Raw genomic sequence first — 12331 nt, 5'->3', positions numbered from 1 at the left:
CGCAGCCGGGCCGCCGGCATGATGACTACACGCCTGCAGCGGCCGCACTCGATCTGCGCATTGAGGCCATGACGAACGAGATCGGCGACAGAATCGAGGCGTTTGGTTCCCATACGCCACCGAGAACATATAAAGAACTTTATCGTCAAGGGATGCCGAAGGGGAGGTTGGCGCCTGCCGGCCTATGGCCGGCATCGCACTTTATTCCGCCGGGCTGCCGGCAGCACACAAGCCTTGCTCGTGTGCTGCGTCTGCGACCGGCGTCACCGAGTCCCTGCCGGGTCTCGGCCCGTTCGGGTGGCGATCGCTGGCGCGGTGAGCTTTGCCCAAGCCATGCGTTGCTTTCGGTTCCGCAGGGTATGCTCTTATGTCCGGTTTAGGGAAGCAGTTTGATCGCGCCGGATGACCGGAAGTGGGTGGAATCCTGACTGTCAGCTTTTCGCAAAATGACTTCAAGCCGAAGCGCCGGCCATCATCAGGTGTTTGAGCCGCCTACCCATTGTGTGCTAAGGCAAAGCTATTGATAGAGGGTCAATCGTGAAATTTCGTAAAGCTCGGTAGCCGAGCGCCTTCGACGCGTTGCTTTAAAAGGACACTCTCATGCCCCTGCTACTATGCCCTAACGACAACAGCTCGATGCAGACTGTTGACCGCGACGGTGTGCAATTCGACATGTGCCCGACTTGCCGCGGCGTTTGGCTCGATAGAGGGGAGCTGGAAAAGCTTATGGCCGGAGCGCAGGACAACGCGTCGCCCCCACCCAGCCAAAACCGCGCACCTCCGCCACAGCAACCCTATTATGGAGACCATGGCGAGCGCGGGGAACGTGGCGAGCGTGGAGAATATGGGGAACGCGGCGAGTATGGCGATCGCAGCGGCTACCGAAAGAAGCGAAGTTCGATCTTCGACATTTTTGACTGATCGTCGAAAGCGGGCCTGCGCACTGCGAGCAACTCGATTGGCCCGGATGCAGCTGCGCGTCAGCATGCTGCTCGCTGTCGCAATGACAGCGTCAGCTTTCGGGAAGCGATAAGCTTCGGCTTCATTACCGAAACCGGGTGTAAAACGGTTATGAACGCAGGACCAAAGGCCTTGTTGATCGTCAATAAAGAAAGTAGCGAGACTGCCGTCCATGTTAGAAATGGTGAGCCATTGCTGCCCACTCCAATCACCAAAAGGAGCGGACCCACCATCAGGTAGTAACGCTCACCGAGTCCGCGTAGGCGACCCTTCAACGTGCTGTTATCCATGACGAACAGATAGCGCGTTCGCAGATGTCCGCAAAGGGGGCGGTAGATGAACGGCGCTTTTGGCAAAAAACCTGCTGAAGCTGTCTGTCAAGTTTGAGGATCGCGGTGGGTGGCCGGGCATGGCCGCAGCTGGGTGAAAAGGCGAGAATCTGCTTTGCCCGCCCTGACCTTGTCGAACGCCTCGCGCTTCGCGGACCGCGGCATCGCCCAATCGGCAGGCCTTCTATCCACATCGAGCTTGGGCGTATTTCTAGACGAGCTATAGCCAGCCCAACTTCCTAAAGCGTAGGAAAAGCATCAGACATATGAACGCGATAGTCCCGAGCACGGCGAAATAAGCATATTTCATGCGCAATTCGGGCATGTTCTCGAAGTTCATCCCATAAATTCCAGCGATCGCAGTCGGCACGGCGAGGATCGCCGCCCAAGCGGCCAGCTTGCGGGTAATCTCGCCCTGGCGCTGGGCTACGATCAAGGCGCTGGTCTCCATTACCGAATTGAGCATTTCGCGGTGCAGCGCTGCCAGCGATGAGACACGCCTGACATGGTCGAGCACGTCGCGGAAATAGGGGCGCACTTCGGGGTCGATATTGGGCAAATCGAGGCTCGCCAGCTTTTCGCAGACCTCTTCCATGGGAATCAGCATTCGCTGCAGCAGCAACAGGTCGCGCCGCAGGTTGAAAAGTTCGCGCATCTCGGCGCGGGTCAGCGCGGAATCGAGCGCACTCTGTTCGAGCCGCTGGACAATCTCGCCCGCGGCATCGATGACCGGAAAGTAGTTGTCGGCAATCATGTCGAGCAGAGCATGAAGCACATAGTCCACTCCGTGCGCCAGCAGCGCTGGCCGTGTCTCGAGCTTCTCTCGGAGCGCCGAATGGCCCTGGTCGGAACCGTGCCGGACGGTGACGATATGGTTGCGCCCGACGAACAAGGCGGTCTCACCGTAGCTGATATGTCCGGCCTCCATCTTGGCGGTGCGCGCAACGACGAAGAGCTGGTCTCCATAGATTTCCAGCTTGGGAAGCTGATGCGCGTGCAGCGCGTCCTCGACCGCAAGCGGATGGAGGCCGAAGCGCTTGGCACAGGCAGACATTTCTTCAGAGGTAGGATCGAGCAGACCGACCCACGCGAACGCATCGGGAGGTTGTTGGTCACGGGCGTCCACTTTGCCCTGCGCAAGCGGTTCGCCCACGACCCGTCCCTCGCGATAGTCGCGTGCTGCAATGATTGCCATCAACGCCCCTTTCGTCCGATCAACAGCCCCTTGGTTCCTCCACCTTCGAAGGTGAAGTCTAAATCTCTCCACTTCCTGCGCCATCGCCGGGCTACGATCCGCTCACCGGGACGCGCCGCATCGTCGAGTAAAATGATGCCTTCTGGCGCAACCCGGTCGAACAGGCGCTCCGCCATGCCTCTGGCAAAGGGATGCACCGCCCACGGCGGGCCGTCGATAATCAGCATCTCGATTGTCGCGGGTATCTCGGGCAGGTCATACCAGAGCCCCGGCCATGCCGGATCACGCTGCCCGAGCGGGGCATGATAGAACCGCGCCGCCAATTCGTGCTCTGTCAGCCATTCTCCCATCTGCCGCACAAATGGTTCGTGCTGGTCGTAGCTATACAGAGCGCCGCCTCCATGCAGCGACAATGCCTTGGCGATGACCAGCGAGGTTGCCCCCGAACCCAGTTCCACCACAACCTGTGGCTGGCGGGCTTCGATCTCGTCGACGATCCGGTGCAGCAGATAGGTATCGGCTTTCCAGCTTCCCAGATGCGGCAAGGCATCGCTTTCCAGCCCAACGCGTTCAAGCAAGGCTGCCTTTTGCGCCGTGGTCCCGCCGTAAAGGCTTTTGAGCAGCCAGGGCCATTGCACCAAGGCAAAGCTCAGTTGGAACAGCTTTTCGCCAGTGGTCCGCGTAGCGGGACCTGCGTGCGAGAGATCCTTTGCGAGCAGCCCGGTAAGATATTTGGTGGTCATTGTTTGCGCCAGAACATGAGGGACGGCCCATTAGCGGCATCACGCTCTGATTGCGAACCGAAATCCGCTTCGCCAAGTGGTTCATTCGACGTCCGCGCGGGCGTGCAGAGCTATGCCGGCGTCTCGGCGTGGTTCTAGCCCAGCCCTGCAATCCGGCGACGGCGGTTGCGCTGCACGATGTTGAGCAGTTCGACCCCCACCGAAAAGCCCATCGCCGCGTAGATATAGCCCTTGGGCACGTGGAAGCCGAAGCCGTCGGCAATCAGCACCAGCCCGATCATCACGAGGAAGGCGAGCGCTAGCATGACCAGCGTCGGGTTGGTCTCGATGAAGCGTGCGAGCGGCGTGGCGGCGAACAGCATGATACCAACAGTGATCACCACCGCTGCAACCATGATTGGAATGTCGTCGGTCATGCCAACGGCGGTAAGGATCGAATCCACCGAGAATACAAGGTCGATGGCAATGATCTGAACAATCACCGCGCCAAAGCTGGCAGTGGCCGCAGCCGCGACGCCGGGTGTCTTGTCGAGCAGATCGCCGGATGGGTCATTCGGCTCCATCGAGTGATGGATTTCCTTGGTAGCCTTCCACAGCAGGAACAGTCCGCCCGCCAGCAAGATAAGGTCGCGCCCTGAAAAGGCGGTCTCAAAGCTTGCCTTGTTGGTGCCCTCGACCGGCGGTCCTACGATACCGAGATCGAACAGCGGCTGCTGGAGCGTCACGATCCAACCGATCAGCATCAACAGCCCGATCCGCATCCCCAACGCGAGCATCAGGCCAAGCCTGCGCGCACGCTCTTGCTGGTGCACGGGCAGCTTGTTTGACAGGATCGCGATGAAAATGAGGTTGTCGACCCCAAGCACAACCTCAAGTGCGATCAGGGTCAGCAGGGCGAGCCAGGCGGCCGGGTCAGACAGAAGAGCGACGATTTCCATGATACTGCCTCTGAAACAAGCCCGGTTCGGATGCAAGGACCGGTCGTAAAGCGATCCGCTTCATCACCAGCCAACGATTGGAAAGTCAGGGCCTCTCAATCTGTTGGTCAAGCCGAGGATTTGGGACCGGTTCGTCTGCCCGTTGGCCCGATTGATCGTCCTCGCTCATTCCGCGTCTGAAGCTGCTGATGCCTTTGCCGAAATCAGCCATCGTCTCGGAAATTCGACCTCGCCCGAAGAGCACCAGCACGACGATTGCAACGATAAGCCAGTGACTGATCGACATGCTGCCCATGACCTTCGTCGCTCCTGTATTGCTCTTTCTGACGAGCCTTTATCTTTCCCGATCCCGGACTGCAACACCCGCTACATCAGCCAACCCTGCACCCAGATGCTGCCAGGACGCGGACAATCAAATTGACCATCCGCCCCGTGAATTTTGCCATGATCGATACGGCTTTGGCCCGACGCACCGCATGATTCCCAGTCCACTCAGGGCTTGCCTTCTTCGAAATTGCTGGGATCGAGTTCAAGCCCGGCTCGGCCATCGGCTGCCGTGTAGGCGGGCGCATGAGGGTGCTCGACGAAATCCGGCTCTTCCACCTCCAGCATGCCTTCCCATTTGGTGATGACAGCCGTCGCCACCGCGTTGCCGACCACGTTGGTGGCGGTGCGGCCCATGTCGAGGAACTGGTCGATCGCAAGGATGATCGCCACGCCTTCGACCGGCAGCCCGAACATCGCCAACGTGCCGGTGATCACCACCAGCGAAGCGCGCGGCACAGCAGCGATACCCTTGGACGAAATCATCAGCGTTAGCAGGATCATTATCTGCGTGCCGATGCTGAGATCGATGCCGTATGCCTGCGCGATAAACAGCGTCGCAAAGCTCATATACATCATCGAGCCGTCGAGATTGAAGCTGTAGCCCAGCGGCAGCATGAAGCCTGAAATCCGGCGCGGCACGCCGAACCGGTCAAGCTGCTCGAACAGCTTGGGCAGCGCGGCTTCCGATGATGCGGTCGAAAAGGCGATCATCAGTGGCTGGCGGATATAGCGGATCAGCGCCCAGATGCGCCGCCCCAGGAACACAGCGCCTGCGCTGAGCAGAATCACCCACAGCAGCACCAGTGACAGGTAGAACTCGACCAGCAAGGTCAGATAGGTGCCAAGGATCGCCAGCCCGCTTGCCGCGACCACATTGGCGAGTGCGCCGAACACTGCGATGGGCGCATAGCGCATGACGTAGCCGGTCACCTGAAGCATCATCTCTGCCAACGCGTCCGCTCCCTTGACCAGCGGCTTGCCCCGCTCGCCGATGGCGGACAGCGCGACTCCTGCAAAGATCGAGAAGACCAAGATTTGCAGGATGTTGTTGGTCGCCAGCGCCTCGACCGCGTTTTTGGGGAAGATCGAGAGGATGAAATCGGTCGCCTTCAGTTCCTTTACCTCGCCCACAGCGGCGGCGGCTTCGGCGACATCGGGGATCGGCGCGCCGATGCCGGGCTGGAACAGGTTAACCAGGATCAGGCCAAGGCCGATCGAGATCAGGCTGGCGGTAATGAACCACGTCAGCGCCCGCACCCCGATCCGCCCCAGCGCGGCGCTGTCGCCCATATGGGCGATGCCGACGACGATGGTCGACAGCACCAGCGGCGCGACCAGCATCTTGATGAGGTTGAGGAAGATGTCGCTTAGCAGCTTGAACCACGGCGCGATCGACTCCTTGATCACCTCGGTCGGCACCATTTGGTTGAGCATCTGGCCGACGATCACGCCCAGTGCCATACCGATGAGAATGTAGAGGGTGAGCTTGCGATCCATGATGCTTGTTTTCTTTCGGCGCTTGAACTCAAGTCACCCCTTACTTGGCGTCCGGCGCCGACGCCAGAGCCAAACACCGCTTCGCCCACGGGCAGCGATGGCGGCGAAGCGAAGCCCGGCTCCCTCGACGTTACATCTGGATGTGTCTTCGACGAAAATGCCGAAGACATTGTGATTGTCTGCCCTCATTAGACATACGTTTTGGGGCTATTTTGACCTCCAACGGCTCGCCGTCCGGGATCGTGATGTTTACCAGAACTGCCGAGCGGTGCATGAGAAATTTTGGTTTACAGAGCGACCGCCATCTGCGGCGCCTTTTCACCATCGTCCTGCAAAGAGTCGGAGAGCGGCAACAATGGGGTCGCTTTCAGAATGTCGGCTTTCGGTAGCGACGTGAACGAAACTGCCGGGCCGCTTCAAGTACGGGTCATGCTCCTCGCGGAATGTAGCCGGGCACTGCCAAAGGACCCTATCGGTCCTTCCGATCCAGACGGACCGCCTTTCCGATAAAGCCCGGAGGATCTTGCACGAAATGCGCTGCGTCCGATTGGAGAACCGTCCTGATCACAGCTTCCCTGCTTGGCTGGATCATCGCACCTTCCGGCGTTGCAAAGACGCAGTCGAAATACTGCGCGAGCTCGCAGACCCCGCCGATCAATGGCAGCGAGATATCTGCCACGTCGAAGCGGACCTGGATTTCTTCGATGTATTGCTCATCGAAGCTCACCTGGATGTCGTCGTTCGGCTCGTCACCCCACACCCGGAGACCGGTGTAGGATCGCGGCTTCTCGGGCAACAGCGCGTCGAGTTTCGTGAACAGCACGTCCGCCTCTGCGATTGGCAGCGCCAGAACAGCCTCCTCGAGCTGCGTGCGGCTCATCCGTGCAGCGTCGACCCCTGCGATACGCGCCGCAGAGGCAGGGATCAGGTTGATGACGAACTGCCAGACGGCCATCACTCGAACATAGCGCCATTGCGGGGGCCGACAATGGGCTCATTACATGAACGCGGGAGCTGCTTTGCCGCACCCCGGCGCCGCCGCCCGTCCGGGCAGGGCAGCGCCCCTTACCCGCGAACGCGCCCTTCCTTGTCAGGAAGGCGTTCGCCGTCGGAGCTTTCCGACCGTAATGCGCGCAGCGGCGCGCAGGCGGGTCATTCGGCATCTTCCGTCCGGCCAAGGATCGGCTCAGGCTGTCGCTGCGCTTGACTTCGCCGCCCGCGCGGCGGCGCTGCCGGCCTTGCGGCATCGTCCCTGGCAGTCCGTCGCCTGCCGACCAACCCCGCCAAAGGGCCTCTCAAGATTGGTGGTGTTCCCGCTGTAACCCCTGCGCAGGGCCGAAGGGGCGGCCCGGCGTGGCGCTGATGCGCCTGACCGGGCCTGCCTTCGTCTCTCTTGCTCGGGGGCGGGAACGTCTCTTCCACACACAGGAACACCTGCCGAAACATATCGGTCTCCGGCGCTCGTCAAGGATCGCGGTTCCCCCAATTTTCCACACACGTGCCTGCTGCGCTGCGCTTGCGGCAAGTGCGCAGAAAATCGGCACCCCCACGCCCGCCATGGCGGCGGCGAGCATGGCTCGCCGTCCCTGACTGCACGCCTCCCAACCGATGGGTTGTCGGCCGTTCCCGATGTGGGGACGATTTCAACAATCGGAGGCTACCCATGCAGAAATTCAACAGCTTCGCTGATCTCGCCAATGCGCGCATCGAACTCGCCGACAGCCGTGACGGTATCGTCGAATCCTACGACGGTGCCTTTGTCGAGCACAGCGATCTTGCCAAGCTGAGCATCATCGATGAACCGATCGCAGCTGAAATGCCGGATCCCGACATGGCGCGCCGCGCCGTGGAGATGGCTATCGGAACGATCTTCGATGTCCTCAAGGACACGCGCATGGAGGAGTTCGCGCAGCAACTTGCCTGGGGCATGGTCAACTCGTTTCACATGACCGCCCGTCTGGCCGAGGGGCGCGAAGACGATGCCGCCAAGAAGCTGGGTGAGGTCGCTCGTCACTTTGATCCTTCGGAGATCTACGCCGTGGAACTCGAGGAGACACAAGCGCTCTGCCAGACCCTGCAAGGATGCCGAGAAGCCCTCGAGGCAATGCGGGACCATGCTGCCGACGTCTACCGGGTCGAAACAGGCCGGGTATTCACAGCCACGCGCGGGTCGCAGGTCAGCAAGAATGGTGTGACCGCCTCGCAGGTCCAGGCACAGGATTACCTTGCCGCTCGGGCGAGAGATCGGCGGGCACAGTTCCAGCCCGATGGTCCGCTAGTGATCGTCTCTGGCGGCCAGCAGGACTGGCATGACTTCGAGATGATCTGGGAGATCCTCGATGACATCAAGGCCCGCATCCCAACGATGGTTCTGGGGACGACCGGAATGCGCAAGGGTGTCGATGCCATGGCGAATGCCTGGGCACAGCGGAACGGGGTGCAAACCATCCTCTTCATGCCCGATCGTCGCCACGGCAACCGTGCCCCGTTCTTGCGCAATGAGAACATCGTGAAGCTGGGGCCGGTCGAGGCGATTATCGGCGAGGGTTCCGGCATCCAGTCCAACTTGGCACAGCGCCTCCGCCAGGCGGGAGTGCCGCTCCACATCCGGCGCATCAGTGATCAGCGCAAGCCAGGCTCACGCAGCCTCGCATGAGCGCTTTATGGAAGGCTCCGGCTCTGACCGGGGCCTTCCAATCTTCTTTCGTGCGAGCACGGGCTCAGGGGGCATCGAACCCCCCTTGCCCGTCACGGAGGAAGCCCGCTGGTGCCAGATGCTAAGCGCCGATTGGAACATGCAAAGGGCGGGCCGAGATCGGTGAGAATGGCCCCGCTCAGTATCCGGTCCTCACCCCTAAAAGAGGAGGGGGAAAGCAAGATGGCGAGCAGCAGCAGGAGGTAAAGATGCTCGTCACATTCAGGGTGAAGGACAAGACCACTCGGCTCCATTCCGAACCTGCGGAAATCTCCGCGCTCGAGCTCGCAAGCTTGATGCGGCGGCTGCACGCGGGCCATGCCGACATCGAAACCGAGAGTCACGAATTCTCGGCTACACCGCTCAACTTCGAAGTCAACGCGAACTCTCTTTCCCTCGCAAGCTTTGCCGCCTGCTTTGACTGGCGCGCCGAGGTGATTGCGATTGTCGAGGAGGCGCAGTTTCTTGGGCGAACGCTGCGTGTCCACTGCCCCGGCGGACCCTCCCCGATCACCATCATGGTCTCCGAGCATATCGCCCTTGCGCGCGACATCCCGCTGCCATCGGAACTTTCCGCCAAGGTTGTGCGGGCACTGGGGCAGGGCGACGGTTCAGAGGGGGAAATCTCGCTGGATGCGCTACGTGCCCTGCTTAGCGATCACCATACCGCTGAAGCCTTTCGCAGTGCCCAGATCGAGACCGTCTTCGAAAGCCTGTCGGTCCTTGCATACACCGATTGCGGCGAACAGTTTCCAACAATGGAATGGGCGCCGTGAGCGCGCTCTCAGGTAAAGCACTGCTCATCCGCTGAATGGCAATCTTGCTCCCGTTTCTGAATACACAGCGCTAACCAGTTTCAGGTCGATCGACGAACAGCCTCCCGCTCGTTCGGCAAGGGAAAAGGGTGCCCGGCCTCAAGTCGTGGTGCCCTTTTCTCATGCCATGGAACCAGCGCTCTGCGCGAAGACGGCGACGCTCCCAAGGCGCGGTGTAAATCCGACTTCAGCCTCATGCCAATGGCCCGTCCACCACCATCGCCATGAGCACTCCGGACATGCCCGGGTCAACCACAAACAGGCCGACCGGGAAGTCCGCAAGCGGACTTCCGCACCACTCGACCAGTTTGCGGTCAAGCCTCCGCTTCGCTCCGGTGACCCGAGCACATCCGGAGCGCTGCTTCATGGCATGGCGGACGAGCCGCCAATGACAGGAGGCAACGATGTGCTACACCGCAGAAGCCTATGAAGCTGACACCGCCACGATCCGTCAGATCGATACCGACATCATCGCACTCGATGAGAAGATCATGCAGGCAGAACGGCGCTCCTATCACACCTTCTTCGATGTGCACGTGGTCCAGGCCGGAGACGGCTCATATCTGCTGATCGAGGAAGGGGACTACGGTGAGCTTCCGCTGCATCTGATCGACGACATCGTCTACACCGCAGCCGGGAAGATGGGCGACGAATACTGAGCCTCACGGGTGCGGGTCGCCGCACCCAAAGGTCTTTGTGTCACTCTGCCCCTCAGCCCAATTTGGCCAGCGCGTCGATCGCCGCTTTGGGCTTCACTTTGACGGCGAGTTCGAGCAGCTGGATTGCCCGGTCTTGCCCCACCTTTCGCACCAGTCTGGCGAGCTGCTCCTCCGCCTCTTCCTGTTCGAGTTCAGCGAGCTTTTTCTTGCGCTCCGCCAACTCCTTTTCAGCGGCTTCCAAAGCAGCGCGCTCGCGTTCAACCTTTGACACCATAAGGCCTAATCCTCGCGTCTCGTTTGACTGCCAGATGATATCCATCTGTGGAGTCAAATCGAGACGTTTTTTTGTCTGATGCTTCTGCGCCCTCGCGGACAATCGTGATGACACCCCGCAGCTGAGGCTTCGAGACGGGCACTGCCGATCGTCGTCGATACAGTGCAGTCTCCGATATCGGGGCACGCCGGCCTTCGGCCTGGCTTCCTTCCGGAATGCCACCTCCGACATGCGACTCCCACCAAACCTTTGATCTCAGCACATAGCCGCCAAGTCCCTGAGAAAGCACACCGAACACGGTTTGACCGTAAGGCGTTTCGGAACGAATCACGTTTAATTGCAGGAGGTTAGACGCAAATAGGCGACCCCGGGGATCGGCGAAACATGTTTCGGGCACTTACGGAGAACGTCTAAAGCATGTGAAATCAGAGAGATAGCGCCGCAACATGTTTCGGATCGCAAAGCGCTTTTCATGGCGTTTCGGCTACGGTATAAATGCGCCTGCGGTATCCAAGCCATGCATAACCTTGTGAGGTTTGCATGGGTAAAGTCTTCAAAGGCATCGGCATCGGTCTGTCCGAGGAGGTGCTGCGCGAGCTGGATGCATTTGCCACCAGCAAGGGTGTTTCGCGGGCTGAAGCGATCCGGGCTTCGATTGCCGTTGGCCTCCCCCTCCTCAACCTTGGCATCGCGCTCAATGCCGAACGCGCTCTGACGATCCTCGAGCATACTCAGCTCGCGCTGTCGCTTCTGGTTGAACGGCAATACCCCGAGGACGTCAACGAGCTCATCGATATGGCTCTGCGCAACGTGCGTGAATACCATGCGTGAGGACATCCGTTTCAGCAAGAAAGCCGTCACGCTGACTCACGACTCCGCGCGCGGAAAAGTGAAGCGAAATGCCGGCAATTTCACTCGCGGATCGCAGCTGTTTCACCATCAGATTCTGATGACCTGGGCAGGGGTGCGTATCCCTCTTTACACATGGGCCGGGACAACGCTCTGTCTGCTGTCCCTGCTCGTTGCGATCACCTTCAAGGACCATGAGGTGAACCTTGTTCTGATGCGGGTCCTTGCGGAGTTCTGGAATTGGGTCGGACTGAACCCCATGAAGTCCGTCAACCTGACCCTCCCGTCGGGCGATATGGTGCAGGGCCGGATGCATATGGTGCCCTTTCATCCCGCCGTGATGGCGGCATGGGGAAAGGCCATTCAAGTGACCGTCTCAGCCATGCTGGGATCGGTCTTCATTTGCGTGCCGCTGACGATCTGGTTCTTTGACTACTCGCGACGCCGCGGGTCAGAGATTCTCACCGAGCGCCATGAGCGCGGTGCGGTCAAGGTCGAGCGTGATGTGCTCATTGCCGCGATCAAGCAGTACAACTGGAATGAGCACCAGAAGGAATGCCTTGCCCGGGTTCCGGCAGAGGATCCCGATGCGGTTCTCAAGGAGACCCTCAAGAGCCGCACTCGCCGCGGACTTCACCAACCCTACAGGCTGGCTGGTGTCCCGTTCCCTTGGCGCCTCGAGCAGAGCCACGCGATGTTCATCGGCACCACTGGAGCAGGCAAGACAACCGAGCTCAAGAAGATCGTCACACAGGCGCGCGCGCGGGGCCATCGGTGCGTCATCTTCGACCTCACCGGGACCTTCGTCGAGAGCTTCTACGAAGAGACCACCGACTTCATTCTCAATCCGATGGATCAGCGTTGCCAGCCCTGGTCGATCTTCAACGATTGCGACAACTATGCCGAGTTCATGAGTGCCGCCAGCGCGCTGGTCCCGAGCGGCCGCAATGCGGACGATGATTTCTGGCAGAAGTCGGCCCGCACAATCTTTGTCGAAATGTGCATGAAGATGATCAGGCTCGGCATCCGCTCGAACGGCGGCCTTGCCTA

General features: G+C 60.2%; 13 protein-coding genes. 6 read left to right on the top strand and 7 right to left on the bottom strand.

Going from position 1 to position 12331, the window contains the following annotated elements; all coding sequences use genetic code 11:
* The first annotated feature begins 600 nt into the window (after positions 1-600).
* Positions 601-921: a zf-TFIIB domain-containing protein gene (locus K5Q19_RS21985; RefSeq protein ID WP_365760355.1), complete on the top strand. Its 321-nt coding sequence runs from the start codon at positions 601-603 to the stop codon at positions 919-921.
* Positions 922-1509: 588 nt separating this feature from the next.
* Here the strand turns inward: K5Q19_RS21985 and corA are convergent.
* The 6 genes from corA to K5Q19_RS19960 all read right to left on the bottom strand — a co-directional run bounded on the left by corA (position 1510) and on the right by K5Q19_RS19960 (position 6944).
* Positions 1510-2484: a magnesium/cobalt transporter CorA gene (gene corA, locus K5Q19_RS19985; RefSeq protein ID WP_292948757.1), complete on the bottom strand. Its 975-nt coding sequence runs from the start codon at positions 2482-2484 to the stop codon at positions 1510-1512.
* Positions 2484-3227, bottom strand: a complete 744-nt coding sequence (locus K5Q19_RS19980; protein WP_292948755.1) for a class I SAM-dependent methyltransferase — start codon at positions 3225-3227, stop codon at positions 2484-2486. The genes corA and K5Q19_RS19980 overlap by 1 nt, the downstream gene beginning before the upstream one ends.
* Positions 3228-3361: 134 nt before the next feature.
* Positions 3362-4165, bottom strand: a complete 804-nt coding sequence (locus K5Q19_RS19975) for a TerC family protein (RefSeq protein ID WP_292948759.1) — start codon at positions 4163-4165, stop codon at positions 3362-3364.
* An 85-nt stretch (positions 4166-4250) separates the two neighbouring features.
* On the bottom strand, positions 4251-4460 hold the full coding sequence (locus K5Q19_RS19970; protein WP_292948753.1) for a twin-arginine translocase TatA/TatE family subunit: 210 nt from the start codon (positions 4458-4460) through the stop codon (positions 4251-4253).
* Positions 4461-4657: 197 nt separating this feature from the next.
* Positions 4658-5989 carry a dicarboxylate/amino acid:cation symporter gene (locus K5Q19_RS19965; RefSeq protein ID WP_292948751.1) on the bottom strand — a complete coding sequence of 444 codons (1332 nt, stop codon included), beginning with the start codon at positions 5987-5989 and terminating at the stop codon, positions 4658-4660.
* Between the two features lie 469 nt (positions 5990-6458).
* Entirely contained in the window at positions 6459-6944 is a 486-nt protein-coding gene (locus K5Q19_RS19960; protein WP_039330721.1) for a hypothetical protein, read from the bottom strand.
* A 708-nt stretch (positions 6945-7652) separates the two neighbouring features.
* On the opposite strand from K5Q19_RS19960, the gene K5Q19_RS19955 reads away from it, so the two are divergent.
* From K5Q19_RS19955 to K5Q19_RS19945, 3 genes are all read left to right on the top strand, one after another.
* Complete coding sequence (locus K5Q19_RS19955) at positions 7653-8645, top strand: DUF2493 domain-containing protein (protein ID WP_039330724.1); 993 nt, start codon at positions 7653-7655, stop codon at positions 8643-8645.
* 248 nt (positions 8646-8893) lie between these two features.
* Positions 8894-9460, top strand: coding sequence for a hypothetical protein (locus K5Q19_RS19950; RefSeq protein ID WP_137775974.1), 567 nt, complete (start codon positions 8894-8896; stop codon positions 9458-9460).
* A gap of 443 nt (positions 9461-9903) precedes the next feature.
* Positions 9904-10158: a hypothetical protein gene (locus K5Q19_RS19945; protein WP_292948747.1), complete on the top strand. Its 255-nt coding sequence runs from the start codon at positions 9904-9906 to the stop codon at positions 10156-10158.
* A gap of 52 nt (positions 10159-10210) precedes the next feature.
* Here K5Q19_RS19945 and K5Q19_RS19940 read toward each other — a convergent pair whose 3' ends face one another.
* The gene (locus tag K5Q19_RS19940; RefSeq protein WP_292948745.1) at positions 10211-10477 is read right to left on the bottom strand and encodes a hypothetical protein; all 267 of its coding nucleotides are present in this window, start codon (positions 10475-10477) and stop codon (positions 10211-10213) included.
* A 495-nt stretch (positions 10478-10972) separates the two neighbouring features.
* Here K5Q19_RS19940 and K5Q19_RS19935 point away from each other — a divergent pair, with 495 nt between their 5' ends.
* Both K5Q19_RS19935 and K5Q19_RS19930 read left to right on the top strand, forming a co-directional pair.
* Positions 10973-11263: a hypothetical protein gene (locus K5Q19_RS19935; protein WP_022675496.1), complete on the top strand. Its 291-nt coding sequence runs from the start codon at positions 10973-10975 to the stop codon at positions 11261-11263.
* Positions 11256-12331 (top strand): type IV secretion system DNA-binding domain-containing protein (locus K5Q19_RS19930; protein WP_292948742.1); only part of this gene is annotated, 1076 nt, incomplete at its 3' end. The genes K5Q19_RS19935 and K5Q19_RS19930, both read left to right, overlap by 8 nt.

It is taken from the genome of Novosphingobium sp., from assembly GCF_019748365.1.
Classification (GTDB): Bacteria; Pseudomonadota; Alphaproteobacteria; order Sphingomonadales; family Sphingomonadaceae; genus Novosphingobium.
Note: the sequence above shows the minus strand (reverse complement) of the source record. Positions and strands in the feature narration are given on the sequence as shown.